The 23,687-nt window shown below is 56.1% G+C and carries 20 protein-coding genes and 1 pseudogene; 11 read left to right on the top strand and 10 right to left on the bottom strand.

The genetic code is table 11. The annotated features are described in order from the left end of the window. Positions 1-275 precede the first annotated feature (275 nt). The 4 genes from CHB83_RS20310 (at position 276) to CHB83_RS20295 (ending at position 3,935) form a co-directional block, all read left to right on the top strand. Complete coding sequence (locus tag CHB83_RS20310) at positions 276-1,691, top strand: TlpA family protein disulfide reductase (protein ID WP_089334015.1); 1,416 nt, start codon at positions 276-278, stop codon at positions 1,689-1,691. A 267-nt stretch (positions 1,692-1,958) separates the two neighbouring features. Next, positions 1,959-2,975, top strand: a complete 1,017-nt coding sequence (gene lgt / locus CHB83_RS20305) for a prolipoprotein diacylglyceryl transferase (RefSeq protein ID WP_245855390.1) — start codon at positions 1,959-1,961, stop codon at positions 2,973-2,975. 86 nt (positions 2,976-3,061) lie between these two features. Further along, a complete protein-coding gene (locus tag CHB83_RS20300) occupies positions 3,062-3,637 on the top strand; it encodes an RNA polymerase sigma factor (RefSeq protein ID WP_089334014.1) in 576 nt (191 codons plus the stop codon). 7 nt (positions 3,638-3,644) lie between these two features. Beyond that, complete coding sequence (locus tag CHB83_RS20295; protein ID WP_089334013.1) at positions 3,645-3,935, top strand: hypothetical protein; 291 nt, start codon at positions 3,645-3,647, stop codon at positions 3,933-3,935. Positions 3,936-4,100: 165 nt separating this feature from the next. On the opposite strand, the gene CHB83_RS20290 is transcribed toward CHB83_RS20295, so the two are convergent. Further along, entirely contained in the window at positions 4,101-4,478 is a 378-nt protein-coding gene (locus tag CHB83_RS20290) for a hypothetical protein (protein ID WP_089334012.1), read from the bottom strand. Between the two features lie 1,374 nt (positions 4,479-5,852). Here CHB83_RS20290 and CHB83_RS20285 point away from each other — a divergent pair. Then, complete coding sequence (locus tag CHB83_RS20285; RefSeq protein ID WP_089334011.1) at positions 5,853-6,473, top strand: porin family protein; 621 nt, start codon at positions 5,853-5,855, stop codon at positions 6,471-6,473. Positions 6,474-6,574: 101 nt separating this feature from the next. Beyond that, positions 6,575-6,709 carry a hypothetical protein gene (locus tag CHB83_RS24255; protein WP_262489995.1) on the top strand — a complete coding sequence of 45 codons (135 nt, stop codon included), beginning with the start codon at positions 6,575-6,577 and terminating at the stop codon, positions 6,707-6,709. Positions 6,710-6,902: 193 nt separating this feature from the next. Here CHB83_RS24255 and CHB83_RS20280 read toward each other — a convergent pair whose 3' ends face one another. The 3 genes from CHB83_RS20280 to CHB83_RS20270 form a co-directional block, all read right to left on the bottom strand. Next, positions 6,903-8,123, bottom strand: a complete 1,221-nt coding sequence (locus tag CHB83_RS20280; RefSeq protein ID WP_179225583.1) for a replication initiation protein — start codon at positions 8,121-8,123, stop codon at positions 6,903-6,905. Between the two features lie 798 nt (positions 8,124-8,921). Then, a complete protein-coding gene (locus CHB83_RS20275; RefSeq protein WP_089334009.1) occupies positions 8,922-10,271 on the bottom strand; it encodes a gluconate:H+ symporter in 1,350 nt (449 codons plus the stop codon). A gap of 51 nt (positions 10,272-10,322) precedes the next feature. After that, positions 10,323-11,213, bottom strand: a complete 891-nt coding sequence (locus CHB83_RS20270; protein ID WP_089334008.1) for a 3-keto-disaccharide hydrolase — start codon at positions 11,211-11,213, stop codon at positions 10,323-10,325. Between the two features lie 501 nt (positions 11,214-11,714). Here CHB83_RS20270 and CHB83_RS20265 point away from each other — a divergent pair. The 4 genes and pseudogenes from CHB83_RS20265 (at position 11,715) to CHB83_RS20250 (ending at position 15,770) form a co-directional block, all read left to right on the top strand. After that, positions 11,715-12,536, top strand: coding sequence for an SDR family NAD(P)-dependent oxidoreductase (locus CHB83_RS20265; protein ID WP_089334007.1), 822 nt, complete (start codon positions 11,715-11,717; stop codon positions 12,534-12,536). A gap of 118 nt (positions 12,537-12,654) precedes the next feature. After that, positions 12,655-13,554, top strand: a complete 900-nt coding sequence (locus CHB83_RS20260; RefSeq protein ID WP_089334006.1) for a helix-turn-helix domain-containing protein — start codon at positions 12,655-12,657, stop codon at positions 13,552-13,554. Positions 13,555-13,602: 48 nt separating this feature from the next. Continuing rightward, positions 13,603-13,995, top strand: a pseudogene (locus tag CHB83_RS20255) (Tn3 family transposase); the annotation flags it as partial. A 656-nt stretch (positions 13,996-14,651) separates the two neighbouring features. Beyond that, positions 14,652-15,770 (top strand): Gfo/Idh/MocA family protein, encoded by a 1,119-nt coding sequence (locus tag CHB83_RS20250; protein WP_089334033.1) that lies wholly within the window; start codon positions 14,652-14,654, stop codon positions 15,768-15,770. A gap of 55 nt (positions 15,771-15,825) precedes the next feature. Here the strand turns inward: CHB83_RS20250 and CHB83_RS20245 are convergent, their stop codons facing one another. Both CHB83_RS20245 and CHB83_RS20240 read right to left on the bottom strand, forming a co-directional pair. Beyond that, a complete protein-coding gene (locus tag CHB83_RS20245; RefSeq protein ID WP_045690674.1) occupies positions 15,826-16,137 on the bottom strand; it encodes a hypothetical protein in 312 nt (103 codons plus the stop codon). Positions 16,138-16,216: 79 nt separating this feature from the next. Continuing rightward, positions 16,217-16,873 carry an AAA family ATPase gene (locus tag CHB83_RS20240; protein WP_089334005.1) on the bottom strand — a complete coding sequence of 219 codons (657 nt, stop codon included), beginning with the start codon at positions 16,871-16,873 and terminating at the stop codon, positions 16,217-16,219. Positions 16,874-17,346: 473 nt separating this feature from the next. On the opposite strand from CHB83_RS20240, the gene CHB83_RS20235 reads away from it, so the two are divergent. Continuing rightward, positions 17,347-19,410 carry a S9 family peptidase gene (locus CHB83_RS20235; RefSeq protein WP_089334004.1) on the top strand — a complete coding sequence of 688 codons (2,064 nt, stop codon included), beginning with the start codon at positions 17,347-17,349 and terminating at the stop codon, positions 19,408-19,410. A gap of 543 nt (positions 19,411-19,953) precedes the next feature. On the opposite strand, the gene CHB83_RS20230 is transcribed toward CHB83_RS20235, so the two are convergent. From CHB83_RS20230 to CHB83_RS20215, 4 genes are all read right to left on the bottom strand, one after another. Beyond that, on the bottom strand, positions 19,954-20,673 hold the full coding sequence (locus CHB83_RS20230) for an NADPH-dependent F420 reductase (protein WP_089334003.1): 720 nt from the start codon (positions 20,671-20,673) through the stop codon (positions 19,954-19,956). Positions 20,674-20,925: 252 nt separating this feature from the next. Next, entirely contained in the window at positions 20,926-21,642 is a 717-nt protein-coding gene (locus CHB83_RS20225) for a LytR/AlgR family response regulator transcription factor (RefSeq protein ID WP_089334032.1), read from the bottom strand. A 42-nt stretch (positions 21,643-21,684) separates the two neighbouring features. Further along, positions 21,685-22,719: a sensor histidine kinase gene (locus CHB83_RS20220; protein WP_089334002.1), complete on the bottom strand. Its 1,035-nt coding sequence runs from the start codon at positions 22,717-22,719 to the stop codon at positions 21,685-21,687. 21 nt (positions 22,720-22,740) lie between these two features. Continuing rightward, positions 22,741-23,505: a GIN domain-containing protein gene (locus CHB83_RS20215; RefSeq protein ID WP_179225582.1), complete on the bottom strand. Its 765-nt coding sequence runs from the start codon at positions 23,503-23,505 to the stop codon at positions 22,741-22,743. Between the last annotated feature and the right edge of the window lie 182 nt (positions 23,506-23,687).

Raw genomic sequence — 23,687 nt, 5'->3', positions numbered from 1 at the left:
AAGCAACCTGGAAAGAGTTTCCATACCTATCTTACGCGCTTTTACTATGCCTTACGCGTTGTTTTTGGGCTATTCAAGAAGTTATAGCACAGTTATTTCCTTGGTTGCTTATCATCACCCTTATTTCTCACATGCATACCGAGGAAATATAAGTAGTCACCTGCCCCGAGTTGCTACGGCGCGTTGATTTTTCCGGCACGCAATATATTCTCACACCCATAAGCTCTCTTTAGTAAGTTGCCTCACCAATTTACCGCTAGTCGCACGCTATCATTATGTTCCCTTCTCTTTCCTGGCTGCTAGGTGCAATAGCTCTGCTCTCGGCGGCCACCAGCGCGTGGTCCTCCCAACACCGGCCTAGTAGAACCATCGTGCGCGGCCACCTCGCCCACGCGCCCGCCGGTGACACCGTGCGCTTATGGTACGGCTCCCAGCAGGTTAAAACGCCCTTGGGTGCCAGCGGCGACTTTACCCTGGTAGTAACTGGGCTACCCCGTGCTACCTCAGCCTCGCTCTCGTATGCCCGTCAGCGCACCCCGCTCTACCTGAGTCCGGGCGACAGTCTGCACCTTACCCTGGACTTTGCCCACTTCGACGAAACTGTGCGCTACACTGGCCGCGGGGCCGCTGCCAATAATTACCTGGCCCATGTTCTGTGGCGCTTTCAGGCCGCGCCCACTGCTGCGTCGCCGGAGCGCCAGCGCACCCCAGCAACGACGCCCGCGCAGATGCGGCACCTGGCCGACGCGTTTCGCCAGCAGCAACACGCCTTCCTAGCGCGCTACCAGGTCACTAACGCGCTTCCCTCAGCCTTTCAGCGCCAAGCGGCCCTGGATATTGATCTGGAGTGGGCCCGTCTGTTGCTCGACTATCCCGGCTACCACCGCACGGTCGCCAAGCAAGCGGCTGTATTGCCGGCAGGGTATTATGATTTCCTGCACCAACTGCCCCGCCAGCAGCTAGACGAACAGGTGACGCGCGAACCCGTGCTACGCATGCTCACTGCCTATGGCGGGCGGCTGCTACCCGATGGCCCACTGCGCGCCGACCCCGCCGAAGCCGCCCGGCTCTATGCCATAGCCACGGCTGACTTCGGGCCGAACCGGGCCCGTGACTGGGCTTTATATCAGCTATTTACCTTTCAATTGCCCGACAACCTGACGGGAGTGATGGCGGCCTACCCTACCTTTCAGGCCCAGAACCGGGATACGCTGCTCAGCCGTAACCTCAAGCAATTTTTGCGGGACCTACGGCACCTGCAGCCCGGTCAGCCGGCCCCGTCGTTCACGCTCTTGAACCACGAAGGCTGCCCGGTGTCACTGACGGACTTTCGGGGGAAAGTGGTCTACCTCGACTTTTGGGGAACGTGGTGCGCGCCCTGCCGGCAAGAACTACCGGCCAGTGCCCAGCTTGCCCGCCAGTTTGCGGGCCGCGACGTGGTGTTTGTGTCCATTGCGGTGAACGATGCGGAGCAGAAATGGCAGCGCGTACTCGCTACCGAGCAGTTGACGGCCCTTGGGCAAGTACAGCTGCGAAGCCCAGATGCCATCGTGCCCACTGCCTATAATGTGGTAGAATACCCCTCTTATTTGTTGCTAGATCGTCAGGGCCGTATTCGCCTGACCAGCGCTCCGCGTCCTTCGGCAGGAACGGCCACCGTGGCAGCCATTGAGCAAGCCTTGCAGCAGTAGCCCGTGGTTAGCGGGAAGCCCGTAGGGAGCCGCTAGTAAGCCTAAAGGATTGCTTAGCTGAGGCAGCACAAGTCCGAATAGGAGTTTCAGGTCCCTACCGACCGTTGATATCAAGGGAGGTGCGCAATAGCTAGCGGGTGAAAAGGGAGCCCCAAAAATAAAAGGTAGGAGCCCCCGCAAGTTTCTGCGGGGACTGGGACCTAAGTAGTAGTTGGCCCTTTTCTGGTTCGGCTTCTGCTGCTTAAAGTTACCTCCATCCTCTTGCCCATGACTTCCCTACTTGCTTACCTGGTTTGGAACTTAGACCCCGTCATTACCTCTGTTGGCCCACTCACGCTCCGCTGGTACGGGCTCTTATTCATGCTAGGCTTTGTCGTGGGTACGCCCGTATTTCAGTACATTTTCCGGAGCGAGCACGTGTCGCCGCGTTGGGTGGATGTCTTGACCATCTACGTGCTGGTGGGCACAGTAGTGGGTGCGCGCCTGGGCCACATCTTCTTTTATGAGCCCGACCTGCTGCTGAAAGACCCACTGGAAGCAGTTAAAATCTGGCACGGCGGGCTGGCTTCACACGGGGCTACCTTGGGCATTCCGCTGGCCTGCTGGCTATTTGCCCGCAACAATAAGTTTGATACCCTCTGGGTGCTCGACCGCATCGTGCTAGTGGTCTGCATCGGCGGCGCCCTCATCCGCCTGGGCAATTTCATGAACTCCGAGATTGGCGGTTATCCCACCACCGTGCCCTGGGCTGTGGTGTTTCCGCGCGACACCCAGCACTTGCTGCCTGCTACCCGCCCGCTGCCCGCCGGGGCGGTACAGGTGGCCCACCCCGTGCGCCTGCCAAGTGGCGACGTAAGCCACCAGGTACTACCCGCCGACGCCCCCATTGGTCTGGACTCGCTGATGGCCGTGCCGCGCCACCCCACGCAACTCTACGAGGCGCTGTACTGCCTGCTATTGGTGTCGCTCCTCTACTATTGCTGGCACCGCACCAAAGAGCGTACCCCGCGCGGGCTCCTACTTGGCCTGTTTCTAGTGTTGCTGTTCACGCAGCGCTTCCTGGGCGAGTTTCTAAAGGAAGCCCAAGTTGCGTTTGAGCATGACAACCTGCTCAATCAGGGCCAACTACTCAGCTTGCCGCCGCTTCTGGTGGGTTTGTGGGTATTGTGGCATGCCGGCAAAGACTCAAAGAATCCGTACGGCTATGCCCCGCGCGACTTGGATGCCCCCTGGCCACCTGAGCGAGTAGTAGGTTCTTTGCCAGCAGGCAGCAATGAATATTAGGCTTTCGTGATGTAATATATACTGCACGCGAAGCCCTTTGCTTCGCGCCACCCCTGCCGATCTATGGTCCTTCAGTCGATTTACGCGTGAGTTCCTCCCCTACCGACGCCGAGCTGGTGGCCCAATTCCAGGCGGGCAGTGCGGCGGCCTTTCGTACGCTGGTTGAACGCTACCAGGGGCCTGTGTACCGTACGGCCCTGAGCTTGCTGCGCTCCCCCGAGGAGGCCGAAGATGTAGCCCAGGAAGTATTTGTAGAAGTCTACCAGACCATTGACCGGTTTCGGGGCGAGGCCGCTCTCAGCACCTGGCTCTACCGTCTCGCTACCTCGCGAGCCCTAAAACAGCAGCGGAAGAACCGGACCAAAAAGCGCTTTACCCTGCTAACCAACCTACTGGGAATTAACCACGAGGTGCTGCACGAGCCGCCCGACCATCAACACCCGCAGGCTCTACTGGAAGGCCAGCAGCAGCAGCAGCAACTGCTCGACGCCATTGCCCGCCTGCCCGAGTCCCAGCAGGTAGCCTTCACCCTGCGCCACGAGCAGGAGCTGAGCTACGAAGAAATAGCTGCTGTGTTAGGCACTAGCGTGTCGGCTGTGGAGTCGCTCTTGTTTCGAGCCCGGCAACGTCTGCGCCAGTTTCTTCATCCTCACTTAGTTTGAATTCCGCATGTCTGCCTTACCTCCCCTTCCGGAAGAAGACGAAGCCTGGACTGCCCGGTTGCGCGCGTTGCAGCCGCTAGGCCCACCCGAGCCCCGCCCATTCTTTTTTACCCGCCTGCAGGCTCGCCTCGACGCACGGCAGGCTCCGACGACGATGCTACCCGCGTGGTTACGCCGTCCTGCCTACGCCTTATTTCTAGGTGCCCTGGTACTGGCGTTGAACGCCGACACGGCCGTGAGCAAGTCGGTGTCGCCGCCGACATCCAGTTCCAGTAGTTCGGCGGCTGGTAAGTGGTAAACAGGGCCTACCCCACGTGTCCTATCCCTGATATACGAGAAGCTTCATGGACAGTAAGAACATCCTACAGGTCGCATAGGTCGTTAGAAACTCTAAGAGCCTAAAGCCTGTGTTAACCTATTGAATGAATATGGGTCTGGATAGCTTCCTACTCTTGTTTGGGGCTCATTCACCTGCCTGTTCCTTATTTGATACTTCTAGGCAGGTGATGTTTGCCGTTCGCAGGCCATCCACATTGGGTGGAAGCTCAGGGCCAAGTTCGTAGCCTACCCGCAGCACTTGCCTGTTTACTTGCTGGCTTTGATAGCGTTGCCACACCGCGCCCACTGGCAGTACATGGTAGCGGTTGGCCAGTTGCAGTGTCGTGTGTCGGGCCGCGCAATTGGGTGCATCCCCATAGCTAGCGCATAAGCGCACTGTAACGAGCTCATTGCACCCAGTCATAGTGGGGGTAACATTCTGCTCGGCGGTACAGCTACTTAACCCCAGCGAGAACAGCAGGCTAATGCCTGTTAGGTGTAGATGAGCAAGTGATACCCGCATAGATAAGAAATAGAGCGAAAAAATACGTGGTGAGAAAAAGTAGCAGGACTGGTCGATGCCTCTCATTGGCGTCATTCTACCGGCAACCCAGCAAATAGTGACGTGCGAAACAGCAGGTCATTGCCCATCTCACCTGAAGAGCGCCGCTGCCACGCTTTAGTTGCATAGTTCCACAGAAAACAGCAGCTGCCAGGATATAGGCTTCGTGAAGCCAGGGTGACCATAGTGAATGCACCGTATCCAATAGGGTGATGCTGATTCTTAGTTGACTTATCAAATACCGCTTATACTCGCCGTTAGTTAACGCGTGCTATTCTTATTCCTTATAATCCTGGACAATACACTAACCTCTACGGTAGCTGTGCACGCCCAAAGCAGGTTAACCTCACCTAGGATAGAGGCCGCATTCCGCTTATCGGATATCCGCTAACCACGCACTTGCCACGTACCCAACTCGACCATTCACAGCCACTTGGGTATACGATTTTTTACTTTGCCCCAGCACGTACACAGTTGCTTTTGGAGGGCAATTGTAGAGCAACGTAGCATTTGGGCGGCCAGCTGCTCGCAGTGAGTACGCCACCGCTTTCCTGAACCTGGTTTGGTACAGGTAGTTCGGGTTGGCGACTGAATCTGCGGTAGGTTTCCATGTAACTCCTGCTGGCCGGTACCCCCCTGGCGCCTGCTGGCTTCTTGCTTGTACAGAGGTGGGGGTAGCACGAGCTGACTGGAGCATAAATAAAGCAACAGCTACCCAACCCTGGCACTTCCTGATTACTGTGTACATGGCTTGTTTCTTGGCTTATTCTTTCGTGCTAACCCTGTGCACTGCTCACAGCGTCCTCAACGCCGAGTTGTGAATGATAGATTACTTTTTCTTAAGAATGTCTGCTATATCTAGCTACTTATTGACATAGCCTTCGCCATCCAACCGAGGCTTGTACCCATGAGTTAATTCCTGTATAACCGTGCCAATCTAGCGCAAAATTGGCCTTTAGGCTCGTATGCTTCACCTCTTGTAGTAGTTGGTTGCGCAAGGACTCAGTTGCTGGAACAAACCTACGTTGTGGCCGCCATTTCAGAAGATATCTGACGCACGACAGATCATGCTCGTACACAAGAACAGTTTTTCGTGGTAGGGATGGACAATCTACTCTGGAGCAAGGCTTTTGTCCCGTTTGGCCACGCATCCGGTGGTCAACGAGATGTCAGATTGCCTACTTCAGAAACTCATATTTTGTCCTAAAAAATCTTTTAAACAAACAAAAGCCACGTGTCTGTCGTCTTTACAGTAAGCCGCTTGATTCAGGAGCCCTCGGATTGGCTCTTCCCGTGCGAAAGTTGAAACCCGTACCACCCTCACTTTTTCTAACTATGAAAACGATTATTCTGTCTCTTGCTTTACTTACCGGCGCTACCGCCGCTGTACAAGCCCAAACCACCGGCGGTGGCACGCGCATTGGCCTTAAAGTGGGCGTGGTGGCTGCCTCCCTAGCTGGCGACGACAAAGACTTCCAAGGTGATGTTCAAAACCGCTTTGGCTTTCAGGCTGGCATTACAACCACGACGACCCTGGGCGTCGGGGGGCTGTTTGAGTTGCATCCTGAGTTGCTATATTCTCAGCGCGGCTACCAGATTGAGGATTTTTCTAAAACAACCTTTCACAACATTGATCTGCCGCTCTTGGCTCGCATAAATGCCGCCGGCCTTGTATTTGAAGCCGGTCCGCAAGTTGGCTACTTGTTCGCACGTAAAACGAAGTACGACGATTCGGCCATACCTGACATCACCGGTCGGGGCCAACTCAACAAGCTCCAGTTTGGCTACATTGTAGGCGTTGGCTATCAATTAGAGAGTGGCCCGAATGTTGGCATCCGCTACAACCGTAGCATTACCAAACTCTATGACGGCGATGCCGCTCTCCCCGGAGGAAATAAAATTTACAACTCAGTATTTCAGTTCCAACTGGGCTTTGCTTTCCCCGGAAGCAACTAAACAATAGGCAGCGTAGCTTCAAGTAAAGTAGCCCAGTTTCCGAAGCGGAAGCTGGGCTACTTTGTTAGCTTGGATTGCCTCTACCTACCCATTAACACACCATGTTCGTCCTACACTTCAGCCCGCAAGAACTGAAGGATCTGAGTAGTTACCCGTGCGGGCTCTTCCAAGTGCAACTAGTGCGTCGCACCATCAACGATAACCAACTGCCCATGGCTTACACTGCGCTAGTCTAGCGAGCAAACGTGCGAGCGAGAAGGATATAGTGGAGCTTATCTAGCCAGGTCACAATCAACTGGTTCAAGCGCCAATGGCCGGTTCTGACCTAACAAGGAAAGTCTCTTGATAAAGCGGCGCCCTATCATCCAGCCGGTTTATATTGTACTGGTATACGACGCCTTCCAAGCAGGCTACATTAAGAAGGGAGCCTTACCCTACCCCGTGTTTGACCAGCCATTGTGTCCCGTCCCGTTGTTCAAGTACGAAGCCATCTTGTAAGTAGACCTGCTGCAAGTGCTGCTCAAAGGTATCGGCCCGTTTGTGTCGCTGGGCATAGGGCCCAGGGTTATCGTACATGGCCTGCACCTCACTCAACCGGAAGGCTACCTCAAGGGTTGCAGTAGGCTCCTCTGCTGTCGGCTTCTTTGTGGCGGCCGTCGCTTTTGCTTGCTGATAGTCCGTAAAGAGGTACTTTTCGATCAGTGCCTTATACACAGCCCCAGCGGGTTTTTTGATCTTGCCCTTGCGGAATTGCCCCCCTATTATGCGCACGACATAGGCGATGTAATCGATATCATACTCACCGGCCTTTAACTGTCGGCTAATTACCGCCAAGCTTCTCTTTCCTACTCCTATCTCCGCCAGGGTTTGCGTCCAAGCGGGAGCTTCAGATAAGGGCGATTTTGTAGGCATAACCGTTGCCTCGTCAGGTGCAGCCAACAGGAACTTTACTTCTGATACGACTTTGCCTTGCTTCTGTAGTTCATAGGTGAAGGGCATGTCAGTCTGTTGCATCTCGTCCTGAGCCTTGTCTAGAATACGAGTGCGTAGATTGTTAAAGCGTGGATACTCTCCTTCCTGCAGGTCAAGCAGGAAGCGAAGCTGCGCAATAGTGATTGTGCGCTCTTTGAAGGTGGCATATTCCTTCAAGAGCCAGTAGATGCGATAGGAGTAGAAGCTCTTCAGTTTGTTGAGCTGCTCTAGTTGCGCCAAGGTAAAATTACCACTCTCACGCAACTGCAATAAGTAAGGCATAATCAGTGGGTTAAATGAAGCCACTACCCCTCCCCTATCGCTTTCATAAGCTGCCTTGGCCATTAGTGGAATGAACTCAAAATCGGGCTTTTTGCTGCGCTTGCGTGCTCCCTGTTGCGTGTCGACCAGCTTCTCAATATAGAGGCGGCGGGAAGTGATATTGTTACACATCTGCTTTACTTCCTCGTATGCGGAACCGCCCGTTCGCTCGTGGATGATCTCCGCCATGGGCACGAAATGCTCCCGGAATTGCTCATCTCCTGGCTCAATTCGTGTCAGCAAGGAAATGAACAAGCGCATCTCTAGCGGTACAAAACTGAAGCGTGCGTTGATCAGCGCATTGTGTTGCGCAACCGTCTTATCAACAACAGGAGTCAAGGGCGATTTTGTAGGCATGAGGGCGTTGCAGGGCGATTTTGTAGGTGTGAAAGGGCGATTTTGTAGGCATGAATCGTCGTTTTTGTAGGCATGAAAGGGCGATTTTGTAGGCATGACCCTCTATAGTATCCACAAAGACAAGCAGTTATGGCCTCCGTAATTACTAATATAGTATATATAATTAGCTAGCTTGTTTAGGGCGATTTTGTAGGCATGAAATTTCGGCGCTGTTAAAAGTAAAAAGTAGCACAAATTTGAAAATTTTTATGGCGCATTTTTTACTATTTTATACCTTAATTGTTTGGGCTTTTTGCTGTTACGTCGACTCGAGTAGCTTCCTGCCAAAGGCCGAGCAGCACCGGCTACAGCACCTAATAACGCACAAAGGGCGAAGCTTATCGTCTTTTATAAGGAAATAACGGCTTCACTTTCTCAACTTCTCAAGGATTTTAAGGAGAGTGTCAGCACGCTACACGCACCTAGGACACCCGTAAACTTCGCTATTACGAGTGGCTAGTTGCCATCGCACTGGATTAAGTGCGATAACGCTCCAAGCAACAGAGCCGAACTCCTATACCGTCATAAATTGTCCTGAAGCGTGGCCGTACGGCTATATCGACGTTCTGCCTCATGTGTAGTCCTCCTGCGCTTGCGCGAGCGTTAGGTGTCAGCACCTGGGCTTGACAATCAGAGATCCGAAGCTCATGGAGAACGGAGTGACTACCTTTCCGTCTACTAGCAATTGTGTGGAAACTAGGTGCTCCTTGCTACCACTCTCTTCTCTTGCCTATAGTAGAAATGCCAGGATTTCAATGCTTACCCGATGTGGGTGGGCACAAGCCCAACGGAAAGCTTCAGCAACCAGTCTAGCGTCAATACGCCTACTAGCCCAACTACTGACACGATAGTTTCCATCATCGTCCAGGAGCGGAGCGTGTCACGCACGGAAAGGTTGAAGTATTCCTTAAACAGCCAGAAGCCAGCATCATTGACATGGGAAAGCAGCAAGCTGCCCGCGCCAATGGCCAGAACCATCAGGTTAGGGTTGGCGTGCGAATAAGCCATGGTTGGCAGCATGACGCCCGCAGCAGTGAGACCGGCAATGGTGGCCGAACCCAGACATACTCGGATTATTGCCGCAATCAGCCAGCCCAACACCAACGGCGGCAGACCCGTACCCTGCAGCCTGGCAGCAATATCGGTGCTGACGCCGCTGGCCACTAGTACTTGCTTCAGGGCGCCAGCCCCAGCAATAATGAGCAGAATTAGGGCTACTTCCTTGGCCGAGGCGGTGTAGGCCTCCATTACCGAGGCAATAGACTTGCCAAGGGCCGTTCCTAGGCTGATGGTTGCCACCAGCACGGACAGCAGCATAACGACTGCGGGTTCGGATAGAAAGGCCAGTACGGGCGCAAGTTGGGTATGGGGAGGTAGTAGCGCCTGCAGGCCCAGCACAGTTACGAGCAGCAGTACGGGTAGCAAGGACGAGAGGAAGCTGTTCAGGCGGCCGGGCAGCACCCGTTCAGGCTCCGGTTCCACTGCAAAGCTAAGCAGCGGCACCGACACAATATGACGCAGGCGACGCCCATACACTGGCCCAGCCAGCACAATGGCTGGCACTGCAATCAGCAGCCCATAGGCAAAGGTGAGCCCCAGGTTAGCGTGGAACTGGGCAACCAGGGCGGTTGGGGCCGGATGCGGGGGCAAGAACCCGTGCATCACCGACAGAGCCGCCAGCATGGGCAAGCCCACGTACACGGCCGGCAGCTTGTACTTGTACACCACCGAAAAGATGAGCGGTACCATCAGCACAAACCCAACGTTGTAAAACAATGGAATGCCAATAATGAAGCCAGCCACCATCAGCGTCCACTGAATATAGCGGGTACCGAACGCCTCAATCAGGACGACGGCAATCTGCTGGGCGGCCCCACTGTCGGCTACCACCTTGCCGAGCATGGCCCCCAGCACAATTACAAGTACCACCGAGCCCAACGTGTCACCAAGTCCCTGGTAAATGGCTGCCATCAGGGGTGCAGGAGCCAGCCCAAAGGCAAAGCCTACCCCAATGGTGACCAGTAAAAACGCTAGAAAGGCATGTAGTTTCGCCCAACTAATCAGGCCAATCAGGGCCAGAATGGCCACTAGGAGTATCAGAATCGTCATAGAAGGGCTAGGCCAGCAACTGGCCTTGATAAGCAGCGTACTAGCTTGGCCTTAGTTAAAATACTGAGCGAACTGCGTTGGCATAGCCGTCAAAGGCCGAATCATAATGTCTTTGTAATACACTTCGGCGGCTTCGCTCTGGATCTGAATTTTACCGTGCGTGAGGGGTATTCGCTGCCCATTTTTGATATAGGCAGAGTTAGCCAGGGCCAGCACCACGTGGCCGTTCACAATGTGCAGGCTCTCTCCATTCACTTGAATTAGCTCCAACTCATTCCATTGCCCATTTGGTACTTCGTAGTTGGCTGCTGCCTGGCAAAAGCCAGAGTTCCCATTACCCATGGTTACGGGAGCTGCCGCCGGGTTGTACCGCAGGGTATCTTTCGTTGGATTGAGAGCCGCCCGAATATCGGCCGTGGAATTGGCAATGCGCCAGTAGTCGCCCATTGCATTTCCCCGCTGGTACTCCGACACTTGAAACTCCTGGCTGAGCATCCAACTGTGCCAGTAGTCGACGCCGCACTCTCCCTGACTGTTGTAGAGAATGCCACTGTCGCGGGGCTCATCCAGGCGAGGTATCCACTTTTTGTCGCCCCATTTCACTTTCAACTTGAGGTGGTAGTTAGTGAAATCCTGCTTTGTGAACACGCAGCCGTAAATCTCCCCACTAATACGCAGCACGGGCTCTCCCTTCTGTATCACCACCGAGAAGACATTTGCCTCGTTCTTGCCGTACCCGATGGGCGGAATTGTTTTGCCCTGAGAGTTAGTTGGTACTGTACCCTTGTAGCCTAGCTGGTGGCGGTAGCTCTCATAGGTCTGCCACTTGCTCAGATTGCGGTCTAGCAGCGGTTCCCACCCGGTGGGTTGCGGCGTTTTGAATGCGCTAGAAACAGATAACAGAGCCGCGGCGCTCAGTACCAAAGCGGTGATTTTTTTCATAATTGGGATTAGTAAGCGGTAGCGCAGTACCGAACGGGTTTACCACTGGTCGGGCAACTAGAAAGGTGGGTAGCCGCTGTTATGCCAATGCTTCGGCTTGAGCAACACCCCAGCTGTCATGCTCCTAGCTAGGTGCAAACAAGATGCTTCAAGCTAGGCAAATTGCAAAGCAATACTAGGAACGCTAGGTACAGAGGGGGTAGCGCAAGAGTAAGAACAAAAATTCCCGTTAAGGCAGTTGCGCAGAGCCGTAGAGCGTATCCTCGTAGTTCATCGGCGGAATGATAGCGGGTGGTGGGCCGGCAAAGATCCACTCAACAGTCCAACCGCGTCAGCCGCCGTTGTCGGCGGCGGTTGCGCCTTGCAGCAGGGGTCTACGGTTGGGTAAGCGGCCGTAAATAGTCGCCCACGTCAATCCGTATCACGAGTTCCGCCTTTTGTATAAGCCGGGCAGGGTGGCCGCGCCGGAGCTTTGTGTCATCACAACACCCCCCCAAAAAGATGGCAAAGACAATCTTCATTACCGGCGCCTCGCGGGGCTTCGGCAAACTCTGGGCCGAGGCCTTCCTAAAGCGCGGCGACAACGTAGCCGCCACTTCCCGCAACGTGAGCGGCCTGCAGGACCTGGCCGACACCTACGGCGCGGCCTTCCTGCCGCTGGCCCTCGACATTACCGACCGGGCCCAGTGCCTGGCCGCCGTGCAGCAGGCCCACCAGCAGTTTGGCTCGCTCGATGTGGTCATCAACAACGCCGGCTACGGGCTGTTCGGAGCCGTGGAGGAATTGGAAGAGCGGGCCGTGCACGACATCCTCGGCGCCAACCTGCTGGGCACGCTCTGGGTAACGCAGGCGGCGCTGCCCCTCATGCGGGCCCAGGGCCGCGGCCACCTCATTCAGCTTTCCAGTATATTGGGCATTACCAGCGCGGCGGGCACTGGCATTTACAGCGCCACCAAGTTTGCCGTGGAAGGCCTGAGCGAAGCCCTGTACCACGAGGTGAAAGGCTTCGGCATTTACGTCACGTTGGTGGAGCCTAACACGTTCAAAACCGACTTCGGCGGCACTTCCGCCGTGCACAGCCCCACCATTGGGGCCTACGACCAGGCCAAGGCCTCGCTGTTCGCCCTGCCCAACTTCCACCCGGACAACTACGGCGAGCCGGCCGCCACGGTGCCGGCTATCCTGCAGCTGGTAGATGCGCCGAACCCGCCGCTGCGCCTGTTTATGGGCAAGGCCGCCTACCCCTGGGCCCGGGAAGTGTACGCCGAGCGCCTCGCCAGCTGGGCTGAGTGGCAGCCCGTGGCCGAGCGGGCCCACGGCTAAGCACCCCTCCCCTGTTCCCGGCTAAACGCGAAAATCGCCCCTGCTCCTCCGGGGAGCAGGGGCGATTTTCCATATCTTTCACCTGGCCTTGCCCCGCCCGTTACGACGTGCCCCGCCCATGAAGCATTTCACCAGCATCAGTGCCTTTCACCGCGCTTGTGGCTACCCGCCGCCCCAGCAGCCGCTGCTGAGCCTGCTCACCTGCGAGCAGCTGCTGCGCTGCACCTTCGGCGAGGACCCGCTGACGACGGATTTCTACATGATCAGCTTCCGCAAAATGAAGCCCGGCGGTCGGTTCCTCTACGGCAAAACCAGCTACGACCACGAGGCCGGCGCCCTTTCCTTTATAAAGCCCCGCCAGGTCATTCAGATTACGGACCTGCAGTTCGTCGAAATGGCCTTCATGCTTATCGTGCACGAAGACTACCTGCTGGGCCACCCGCTGCACGCGGAAATAAAAAAGTACGGCTTCTTCGAGTACGAAGTCAACGAGGCCCTGCACCTGGCGCCGCGCGAGGAAAAGATTCTCTGGGACCTGTACCACCAGATGGGCTTCGAGTACGGCAACAACCCGGACGAGTACAGCAAGGAGATTATTCTCAAGCACCTCGACTCCATGCTTTCCTACTCGCAGCGCTTCTACAAGCGGCAGTTTTTGAACCGCAGCACCTTGTCGGGCAGCACGGTGACCCGGCTCACCAGCCTACTCACCACCTACCGTGAGCAGGGGCATCTGCAGACTCTGGGCCTGCCCACCGTGAAGTACCTGGCCAACCAGCTGCACACCTCCCCGCGCTACCTCACCGATTTGCTTAAGCAGGAAACCGGCAAAACCGCCCTCGACCACATCCATGCCTTCTTGCTGGACGTAGCCAAAAACCTGCTCATCAGCTCCGACAACACCATTGCCCAAACGGCCTACGAGCTGGGCTTCAACAACCCGCCTTACTTCACCCGGCTCTTCAAAAAACAAATCGGCCTGACGCCCCACGAGTACCGGGCCAAGTTCCTGAACTAATTCGCCGGTTAAAGCCAAGCCTGGCAGGAGCAGAAGCTGGCGCATGCCGACCACCGGGCCTACCGCCGGCGCATTTTGGTGCAGCTCAACTGGGGCGAGGGGCGGCACGCCGTGGCCCGAGCCGTGTTCCACAGCAAGAAAGGCGAACTGCGCCAGCGGTACCGCGAGGGCATGGAAGACCAACTCGGGGCCCTGGGCCTGGTCGTCAACGCCCTGGAGCTGTGGAATACCCGCTATCTACAGCAAGCGCTGGAATACCAACAAGCCCTGGTGGAACCGCCGGAGCCGGGCGACGTAGCCCGCCTCTCGCCCTTGCTGCACGAGCACATCAACATGCTGGGCCGCTACGACTTCACCTTGCCCGCAGGCATTGCCGCCGGCGAGTTGCGCCCGCTGCGCGATCCGACCAGTTGGGAAGAACAGCTCGCGCAACTGCCTTAACAGGAATTTCTGTTCTTACTCTTGCGCTACCCCCAGAGTGGTAAAGCACTTGCCGTAAGTAGCTGAGTCCACAGGCCGACTCTCGCAAATTATAGCTTGAGTATAACAAGTTGTACCGGCAACTCTGGGGGTTCAGAAAGTGGAATACGGAAAGGTCAAGACTACGTGCGGATTCACCTTCCCTCCTCCCCTACCGTCCGCGCACAACCAAGAAGCGTGGCGTGCACTTAGATGCTATTTGAGGCACTCCTCGCTAAATTCACGGGTCAAAAGACTCTAGCAGAGAAAGACGCTGCCACAAGGTAGTATGGAAGCGTTTGTGCTTGATAAGGCAATGTCCCGTGATGTCGATGACCGTCCAGTCGTCTAAGCGCATGCTCAGGCAGCTTATATACATCAACTGATTCATGCTGTATTCACAAACATTAATAATACTTTATTTAAATGTAAATAACTTAATTAAAATATATTACATATCTATTTTGCAACTAAAATAACAACTTAATAAACAATCATTTTTGAAAGTATTTCTGCAACTGTATAGAGTTCCTGATTTAGTTTTCGTTCTGGAATCTATTAGTTGTCGCTTTCTTGTGCGCTGGTCGATGCCAGCCTTTGAGCATCTTGTAGTTCTCCTCTATTCCACCTTCAATAAGATGAAAAATGTATCCCGGCGTGGATTTGTCGAGCGGCTTGGGGTAGGCCTAGGCGCCTCCATCCTGCTGCCCTCCTTCACTGCGTATCCCCAGCGCGGCGCGCTGCCCTATGCAACTAAAAAACTCCAGGTTGCGGTCTGCGGATTGGGTCGGTATGCAAATCTGGTGCGCGAAGGCTTGGCCGCCTCCCAGTACTGCCAGTTGGCGGGCATCGTGACTGGCTCGCCAACCAAGGCATCGCAATGGAAGGCCGAGTATCACATTCCCGAAAAGAACATCTACTCTTATCAGACCTTCGACACGATACTCGCTAATAAGAGTATTGACTTGGTCTACATTACCTTGCCCAATGGCTTGCATAAAGAGTACACGCTCCGGGCAGCGAAAGCTGGCAAGCACGTAATAGTTGAAAAGCCGATGGCGCTGACCGAGCAGGATTGTCAGGAGATGATTGCCGCCTGCCAGCGGGCCGGCGTCCAGCTGGCGGTGGGCTATCGGCTGCACTACGAGCCCCACCACATCGAACTCAAACGGCTTGGGCAGGAAAAGGTATTCGGGCAAGTACGCCTGATTGAAGCCTCACTGGGCTACCGGCTGGCTGACATCGACCCCAAAGACTGGCACTTAAACAAAGCCCTAGCCGGCGGGGGACCATTAATGAATTTGGGAGTGTACTGCGTGCAGAGCAGCCGCTACGTGCTTGGCGAGGAGCCCGTGGCCGTAACTGCCCAGTTTGGCCCTGTTACCCTGCCGCATTTGTTTACGGAAGTAGAAGAGTCCATTACGTGGCAACTTTACTTCCCCAGTGGAGCCGTGTGTACCTCCACCGCAACCTCCACGTGCAACATCGACCGATTCTTCGCCTCGGCGGATTCGGGCTCCTTTGAGCTCAGCCCAGGCCTGAGCTACGGGCCCTTTCGAGGCAAAAGCAGTCAGGGCGCCTTTAACTTCCCCGTCATCAACCAGCAGGCGGCCCAACTGGATGGCATTGCCTACTACCTGTTAGCGAACAAGCCCCTGCCAGCGCACATCTCAGGCGAGGAGGGCCGGAAAGACCTCCGAGTGCTGGAGGGCATTTACACAGCCGCTAAAAGTGGGCAGAAGGTATCCTTGCGGTAGATTGCGCCGCCTCCTCATTCAAAAATTACAACTACTCACACAACTATACCTACAACTATTTAGAGTTGTGTTTTTTGGCTGCCTTTTCGATTTTCTCTTTCACTGCTGCTACTACAAAATCGTGAATAGAGATACGGTCCCGTTTAGGTAAGCTGTCCTGAATGGCGCGAATCTGCGCAAGCTCACTCTCGTATATTTTGAAGGTAAAGGACTTGAGTTTGTCCTCTACGGGCTCCGACTTAGCAGGAGCAGGCACTAGGGGTTCCAGGACGGAGCCGCCCTTGCTGATCATCTCCTGCATGGCAGGGTTGGAGAGGGCAGCCGGTAGGGTGGGTGGGAGGCCGAGCTTAGGTTTCTTCGTAGCCATATGTTGTTGTTAATGTTGTACAACTAGACCTATTCTTACAAGTCATTCTAGTTGTAAAATAGGTTGCTAAAAAAGTTCTTTATTTAGTTGTACTCATCACGCTTTGTACGCTTGTACACAGCTCGTTGATCTCAGCAATAGCTTTCTCATCATTTGGTTTTATTTCGAGTACTCCTAACCCTGACGCCGCCGCATTAGCAAATGAGATACGGTTGCCCACGGAAGCCTCCAGGAAATGGAGGTACTCCGAACTGCGTAGAAGCTCGGCGGCTTCTTCCTTGTACGTACCACGGGCGTCCGCTTTGTTAATGAAGGTCAGGGAGCGCAGGCCCGGATTGAAGGGGGCTACTTCGGCAATTAGGTTCTCTACTTTTCGCAGCGTCCAAATATCGAGCGAGCGAGGAGCAAAGGGCACGAGGTACACGTGGGAGATGGTTAGGGCCGAACGCTGGCTGACGGTATCGCGGCCGCCCGTGTCAATGATGATATCGTCGCACTTCGTAGCTAGGCGTTGTACTTGCGCATTCAGTTCACGGCCGGTGACCTTGACTGCGGTGTACCCCAAATCTCCTGCGAGCGACTGATGACGAAAGGAAGTGAAGTCCGTAGCCGACTCCTGATCATCGGCATCAATGAGAATAACATCGCGGCCCTGCTGCAGCAGATAGACCGTCAGGTTCGTTGCTATCGTGGTTTTACCGCTGCCGCCCTTGATGCCGCCTACCGTGTAGATCATGTTGTCGTGGTTGAACTAGTATCGGTTGTTGATTTAGTTGTAAAACTAGTTGTTTTTCTCATCCTGGCAATATCGGATTTACGCAAAGCCTAGTGTACCGGTAGCGTAACTGGATAGTATCCGGTCCCAAGAAAATGATAGTACTGTCGCAAGCCCGTCTCAACCGCTCCCTGAAGACAGGTACCCTAGGGCTCACTTGTCCCTGATTCCACTTAACGTTTTTCTCCTGCTGAAGGCCCGCAGTAAAGGCTCTCGGTAGCCAAGCTGCGCGGCATCGCTAAAACCGCATTAAGGTAACGCTGGAAATAAAGGCCAGGAAAAACCAGCTTCTATGACCTGATTTTATGTGTTATTTTATGAAAATTCATCAACATTCCAAGTCAAAAAAGAGGCTTAGCTGCTCAAGCTACCCTTGCGACCCGGGCGTTTTCGTTTACATTAGCAACACCTGTTCATTCTATTTCTCCCTGTTAATGAGACACTTTCTTCTGGGGTTGAGTCTGTTGCTGAATCTAGCTACCCCCCAAACCAGTACCGCGCAGGCCAGCACCCAGCGGCCAGCGCAACCTAAAGCCAGCGCTCAGCCGCCCATTATCGACCGCGAACTACTGTTTGGTGACCCTGAGATTTCGGGTGCTCAGCTTTCCCCCGATGGCAAGTTCCTATCCTTCCTTCGGCCCTACAACGGTACCCGCAACATCTGGGTGAAAGGCCTGAACGAGCCCTTCGAACAGGCCCGGCCCATGACGAACGACCAAGCCCGCCCGGTACGCAACTACTTCTGGAGCCGCGACGGCAAGTACCTGCTCTACAGCCAGGATAAGGGCGGCGACGAAAACTTCAACATCTACGCCGTGAACCCGGCTGAAGCTCCCACCGCTGGCCAGCCCGTGCCCACCGCCCGCGACCTCACCGGCCTGAAGGGCGTGCTCGTACAACTGCTCAACGCGCCCCTGTCCGACCCCAACTCGCTCTACATCGGCCTCAACGACCGCGACAAGGCTTGGCATGACCTGTACAAGCTAAACCTAGCCACCGGCGAGAAAACCCTAGTGCGTCAGAACAACGACCGCATCGGGGCCTGGGAGTTCGACTGGAACGACCAGCTGCGCCTGGCCTCGCGCTCAAACCCGGACGGCAGCACTGAGTGTCTGCGCGTGGAGGGCGAAAAGCTGGTGCCCTTCTACAAAACGTCGATTGACGAGCAAAGCGGTGTGGTTGCCTTCGCCAAGGACAACCAGCACGTGTACATGATCACCAACCGGGGCGCTGGCCGCAACCTAGCCGAAATCGTGCTCATCAACCCCGCCACCGGCCAAGAGCAGCCTTACCAAGCCGACCCACTGAAGCGAGTGGACGTGGGCAGCCTGGAGGTGTCGGAGAAAACGCACGAGCCGGTGTTTGTGAGATTCGAGGACGACCGCATGCGCCGCGTGTGGAAAGACAAGGCCCTGGAGCAGGACTTTGCCGCCGTAAGCAAGCAGTTGCCGGGCCTCGATGTGTACCCCGCCTCGCACACCACCGACGAGCGGCTCTGGCTGCTGTCGGCTACTTCGGCTACCCAGCCCACCGTGGCCTACCTGTTCGACCGCCAAACCAAGCAGCTCACCAAGCAGTACGAAACGCGGCCCAAGCTTCGCGCCACCGACCTGGCCGACATGGAAGTGGTGCGCTATAAGTCGTCGGATGGGCTGGAAATTCCGGCTTACTTGACCTTACCTAAGGGCCTAACGGCGAAAAACCTACCGGTCATCATCCTGCCCCACGGCGGGCCCTGGGGGCGCGACGCGTACGGCTTCAACGCTATGCATCAGTTTCTGGCCAACCGCGGCTACGCCGTGCTTTCGCCCAATTTTCGGGCCAGCACTGGCTATGGCAAGCAGTTCCTGAACGCCGGCAACGGCGAATGGGGCCGCAAAATGCAGGACGACCTGACCTGGGGCGTGAAATACCTCGTGGCCCAAGGCATTGCTGACCCCAAGCGTGTGGGCATCATGGGCGCCTCGTATGGTGGCTACGCCACACTGGCCGGCGTGGCCTTCACCCCCGACGTGTATACTGCCGCCGTGGCTGTTGTGGCGCCGTCCAACCTGACAACCTTGCTCAACGCCATTCCGCCGTATTGGGAGGCCGAGCGCAAGCAGATGTACGCCCGCATGGCCGACCCCGGCACGCCGGAAGGCCGCGCCGCCCTGGCCCGCATGTCGCCACTCAACGCGGCCGATAAAATTAAAACCCCGCTCCTAGTGGTGCAGGGCGCCAACGACCCGCGCGTGAACAAGGCCGAGGCCGACCAAATAGTGGTAGCCCTGCGCAACCGTAACTACCCCGTACAGTACATCTGCGCGCCCGATGAAGGCCACGGTTTCGCCCGCCCCGTCAACAACATGGCCATGTTTGCTGCCTCCGAGAAATTCCTGGCCGGTCAACTCCACGGCCGCTACCAAGAAAGCATGAGCCCGGCGGTAGCCAAGCGCCTGCAGGAAATCACCGTCGACCCAAAAACCGTACAGTTGGGGGCAACGAATGGGCAGTAGGTGACAGTTGATTTCCAATAAAAAAGCCTTGCCTAGTTTATCCTTACCCAAAGCCAGAAGGGCCAGAAAGGCCTCCGAGTGCTGGAGGGCATTTACGCAGCCACTCAAAGTGGGCAGAAGGTAGCCCTGCGGTAGAATGCACCGCCTCCTCATCTAAAAAACGACAACTACTACTAAAACTAGTTTTACAACTATATCTACAACTATTCAGAGTTGTACGCATCACTTCCAATACCGTCACCGGGGCAAAGAACGGAAGGGTGGGGATAGGTAGATTTTATATTCTCACTCCCGGCTGAGTCTCCCAAAATGCTGCTTCCTGTAGCTGCTCAGAAGCTGGTCTGATTGACCTGCTACACTGGTCTACTGTGCCGTAGTAGCTCTGGATGCAGCCGGCCCGGCCACTAACTGTTACGCTACTACCTGCACATCCATTCAAACCGAAGCCTACCCGAACGTGCCATGGCAACTGCCCAAGGCGCGTACGGGTAGGCTTCGGTTTGAACATAGCTAGGTCGCTACATCCGGTTCTGGCTGGGGTTACTACAGCTGGATGCCCTGCGCCTGCATTTGCTTTTCTTGCGCGGCATGATTCGCGAGGAACTGCGCGTGTTGCGCTGCTGTACGCTCGGTACCCATGCTAGCTAACTGTTGCCGCAACTCAGTCGCGGGCAGGTCGGCACCGTAGCAGGGCGTACCGGGTTGCTGCCGCCAGGATTCGTGCAGGTTGCCGTTGTCTACGGCATCAAAGCCCAGTTCATCAACAAGAGCCATCACTCTCTGCTTGGCTTCGCCTTCGCCAGCCACGGGCAAGGCGATGCGGCCGGGCGTACCGGCGGGCTGCCCCGCGTTTTCGAGGTGGTCTGCGTAGATGTTGTTGAACACCTTCACCACCGGCCGGCCTAGGTGCTGCTGCACCCATTCACTTTCCGTCAGGTCTCCGCTTTCCAGCTCCGGCAGGTGGCCGTCGCGCAGCAAGGGGTAGTAATTGCTCGTGTCAATTACGGGCACGTCGGCGGGTATCCCTTCAAATAAGTCCTGGGGCAGCTTGGGGATGTTTTTCAGAGGAATGGTTACCACGATTAGCTCGCCCTGGCGCGCCGCTTCCTGTACAGTAACGGGGGTAGCGCCCGTGCGTTGGGCTACATCAGTGAGCGTTTCGGGGCCGCGTGAGTTGGCGATGTAGACTGTGTGGCCAAGGCTGGTGAGCCGTACGGCGAGGGCACTGCCGATGTGGCCGGCGCCAATGATTCCAATAGTCATGGGGAGTGGAAGTAGTGAACAGGGATAAGCAGCTACCGTGCGCAACTGCCTTATTCCATACCAGCCAGCCGGCAGATTGTTTGCTCTGGCGCTGACAGGCAGCGCATGCAAGCCCATACTGCCACCACGTAAGGACCGCACCGACGACCAATGGCTGTCATGTAGCAAAGAAGGACAGACGAGCGGCGCTGCAACCAGTGCCCCGAACAGCCTCAAGCATAGCTTGCCCTGTTAAGTCCCCAAAACGGCGGCTTACCTTTCCCTAATTAAGCGGTATAGCTGCTCACGGTACGTGTCGCTGACGGGCACTTGCTTGTCCCCGATGTAGAGGGTATTGCCATCCACTAGCTGAATCTTGTCGAGCGAGACGATGTAGGACTTGTGCACGCGCAGGAAGGGTGGCTGCGGCAGCGTATCGGCCAGCTCCTTAAGGGTCTGATAGGTGATCAGGCGCTGCCCTGGCAAGTAAAGAGAAACGTAATTACTCAGCCCCTCAATGTAGAGAATGTCGGCGTAGCTGACGCGCACGTACTTATGTTTAGTATCACCTTTAATGAAGAGGTAGGCCGGAGGCGCAGGCACAGACGGGGGAAGCACAGCTGCTGCGGGCGCGGGGGAGAGAAGGCCTAAAGCCTTCTGGGCTGCTTTGAGAAAGCGCTCAAACGCAATGGGCTTGAGCAGGTAATCCACCACGTCGTTCTCGTAGCCTTCCAGTGCGTACTCGGGGTAGGCAGTGGTGAGTACGACCTTGCATTTTGTCCCGCTGAGCTTGAGAAATTGTAGCCCCGTCAGCTTGGGCATCTGAATGTCCAGAAAGACTACGTCCACGCTGCCCTGCTGCACCAGCGTCAGCGCTTCAATGGGGTTCGTTGTGGTACCCACCAGCGTTAGGTAAGGCACTTGGCTGATGTAGTCGGCCAGGATGGCGAGGGCGGGCGCTTCGTCATCCACAACCAGGCAGCGAATCATAGGCAGTAGTGAGGCCCCGAGGGCCATATAAAAAGGGCCACCTTAGCAAGCAACCCGCAGTAAGGTAGTAAACTGCCCCCTTTCGGTGGCAATGTGCAACTGGTGACGGCCCGGATAAGATAGCGCCAGCCGCCGCCGCAGATTGGGTAGCCCAATGCCGCTGCTTGTGTCCTTCTGCTGGTCGCTAATGCGGTTTTCAACCTGAAAAACAACTTCCTGCGCGGCCACATGGAGCTGCAGGCGCACCGGGTGGGCCGGGTCGTCGAGCACCCCATGCTTCAGAGCATTTTCCACGAAGGGAATCAGCACCAAGGGCGCAATCTGGCGGCCCGCGGGCTCGCCCGTAATGGTAAAGTTGACGAACAGCTGGTCGGGAAAGCGCAGGCGGTACAGGGCCAGGTAGTGCTGCACGTACTCAATTTCCTGGGTCAATGCTACCTGATCGATGGCCGTCTCGTGCAGCATATAGCGCATCAGCTCGGCCAGCTTGAGCAGGGCACTCGCCAGCGGCTTGGACACGGGGTAGGCCATGCCGTAAAGTAGGTTAAGCGTGTTGAAGAGGAAGTGCGGATTGATCTGCGCTTGCAGGAACGCTGTTTCGGCGGCGCGCTTTTCTTCCCGAAGCTGCTGGTTTTCGCGCTCTTGGTGCAGGTTCCTCTCGCTCGCCCACAGAGCGGCACTAAACCACAGGGTAGGAATCGACCAAAAAAAGTTGTCTGCTACGTAATGCTGGATGGTGGTGCCTGGCGTGTAGTTATGAAACCCCAGCAGGGCCGGGAACAGCACTTCCTCAATACTGGCGCGCAGCCCAGCAAACAAGAGCACGGCCACGCCCACGCCCACTGCTAGGTGCGGTAGCCGATTGACGCGTAGAAAACGGGGATACACCACCAAGTAGCAAAAGTAGAACACGACGGCCCGCACGACCCAGAAGGAAGTGAGCAGCCATAAACTTTGCTGCAGAGGTACTCTGTGGGGTTTAATGGCGCCACTATAGTCCCAGAATTCATCAATGCAGGAGTAGACGTAGAAGGCTACCCAGGCCAGCACATGCCAGCGGAGCGTGCTCTTTTTCATAGCAGGAATAACGAAAGAAACTTAGCGCGCTTCCTGCCGCTGCACCCGGCCGCCGCTACTCACGCGGCTGCTCAGCTGCGGGTTGCCCAGCACCGTTAGCTGGCCGCCACTGCTGGCGTGGGCCTGTAAGTGGGTGGAAACCCTGACCCGGCCGCGGCTGCCACTGCTGAGCGTGGCCGTGCACGTCTCGACGGCCAATGCTTCGGCTTGTACATGCCCGCCGCTACTAAGCGTCAGCCGATAGTAGGGGCAGGTGCCCGCTACCGTAAGGCTGCCCGCGCTAGCCCCCGTTGACTGGAGCGTATCGGCAAGCAACTGGTGCAGCACTACCCGACCGGAGCTGGCCGTGCCCGCACTAACCCTTCTGGCCTGCACTTGCCCTAGCATCAGGAGCCCCGAACTATTAGCTTCTAGCCACAGCTGATTCACTTGCAAGGTGTCGGCGTGCAAGCGGCTGCCATTGGCCACGTAGAGACTGCGAACAGTGGGCATGGTAATATGCACGGTCACCTTCCCGAGAGGCGACTGGTTGCTCCGCCCGGCATCGGCGGTCCGGTCGCGAATGCGCAACTCGTCGTGGTCAACGTGGGTTTCCAGGCGGGCCAGGTCCTCGGGGGCGGCTTCCACCCGAACTTGCTGCGGGCTTCCTTGGTGCAGGAGCACCGTGATGGGTGCAGCCACCGCCACGTGGGTAAATGCGGCGACGTCGCGCGTATCGGGAGGCGTGATGCCGGCAGATGGAGCTGTAGGCAACAGCTGAAGCAGGAGTAGAAGAATAGCAGTCATAGGGGATATAAAGAAGCAGGTGGAAGACGCGTCAAACCTATCCATCCTCGGCAACGGACGCCACTTTTTTATTCCACTGCCCGAAAATGGGGTGTGAAACCGGAAAAAGGCTTTCACTTGATTTGACAGCCCATTTCCGGGCAGTGGAATAACTTTTTTGGGTAGGGGAGGCCCGCGGCACA

The organism is Hymenobacter mucosus, from assembly GCF_900188255.1.
Classification (GTDB): Bacteria; Bacteroidota; Bacteroidia; order Cytophagales; family Hymenobacteraceae; genus Hymenobacter; species Hymenobacter mucosus.
This window is presented reverse-complemented; position numbering and strand designations above follow the sequence as displayed.

What these genes read in the sequence shown, in the direction of transcription:
- CHB83_RS20235 (WP_089334004.1), top strand. Translation starts at nt 17,347, where the DNA reads ATGAGACACTTTCTTCTGGGGTTGAGTCTGTTGCTGAATCTAGCTACC.
- CHB83_RS20215 (WP_179225582.1), bottom strand. Translation starts at nt 23,505, where the DNA reads ATGACTGCTATTCTTCTACTCCTGCTTCAGCTGTTGCCTACAGCTCCA.
- CHB83_RS20270 (WP_089334008.1), bottom strand. Translation starts at nt 11,213, where the DNA reads ATGAAAAAAATCACCGCTTTGGTACTGAGCGCCGCGGCTCTGTTATCT.
- CHB83_RS20290 (WP_089334012.1), bottom strand. Translation starts at nt 4,478, where the DNA reads ATGCGGGTATCACTTGCTCATCTACACCTAACAGGCATTAGCCTGCTG.
- CHB83_RS20220 (WP_089334002.1), bottom strand. Translation starts at nt 22,719, where the DNA reads ATGAAAAAGAGCACGCTCCGCTGGCATGTGCTGGCCTGGGTAGCCTTC.
- CHB83_RS20280 (WP_179225583.1), bottom strand. Translation starts at nt 8,123, where the DNA reads ATGCCTACAAAATCGCCCTTGACTCCTGTTGTTGATAAGACGGTTGCG.
- lgt (WP_245855390.1), top strand. Translation starts at nt 1,959, where the DNA reads ATGACTTCCCTACTTGCTTACCTGGTTTGGAACTTAGACCCCGTCATT.
- CHB83_RS20265 (WP_089334007.1), top strand. Translation starts at nt 11,715, where the DNA reads ATGGCAAAGACAATCTTCATTACCGGCGCCTCGCGGGGCTTCGGCAAA.
- CHB83_RS20285 (WP_089334011.1), top strand. Translation starts at nt 5,853, where the DNA reads ATGAAAACGATTATTCTGTCTCTTGCTTTACTTACCGGCGCTACCGCC.
- CHB83_RS20230 (WP_089334003.1), bottom strand. Translation starts at nt 20,673, where the DNA reads ATGACTATTGGAATCATTGGCGCCGGCCACATCGGCAGTGCCCTCGCC.
- CHB83_RS20295 (WP_089334013.1), top strand. Translation starts at nt 3,645, where the DNA reads ATGTCTGCCTTACCTCCCCTTCCGGAAGAAGACGAAGCCTGGACTGCC.
- CHB83_RS24255 (WP_262489995.1), top strand. Translation starts at nt 6,575, where the DNA reads ATGTTCGTCCTACACTTCAGCCCGCAAGAACTGAAGGATCTGAGTAGT.
- CHB83_RS20245 (WP_045690674.1), bottom strand. Translation starts at nt 16,137, where the DNA reads ATGGCTACGAAGAAACCTAAGCTCGGCCTCCCACCCACCCTACCGGCT.
- CHB83_RS20275 (WP_089334009.1), bottom strand. Translation starts at nt 10,271, where the DNA reads ATGACGATTCTGATACTCCTAGTGGCCATTCTGGCCCTGATTGGCCTG.
- CHB83_RS20250 (WP_089334033.1), top strand. Translation starts at nt 14,652, where the DNA reads ATGAAAAATGTATCCCGGCGTGGATTTGTCGAGCGGCTTGGGGTAGGC.
- CHB83_RS20260 (WP_089334006.1), top strand. Translation starts at nt 12,655, where the DNA reads ATGAAGCATTTCACCAGCATCAGTGCCTTTCACCGCGCTTGTGGCTAC.
- CHB83_RS20240 (WP_089334005.1), bottom strand. Translation starts at nt 16,873, where the DNA reads ATGATCTACACGGTAGGCGGCATCAAGGGCGGCAGCGGTAAAACCACG.
- CHB83_RS20310 (WP_089334015.1), top strand. Translation starts at nt 276, where the DNA reads ATGTTCCCTTCTCTTTCCTGGCTGCTAGGTGCAATAGCTCTGCTCTCG.
- CHB83_RS20225 (WP_089334032.1), bottom strand. Translation starts at nt 21,642, where the DNA reads ATGATTCGCTGCCTGGTTGTGGATGACGAAGCGCCCGCCCTCGCCATC.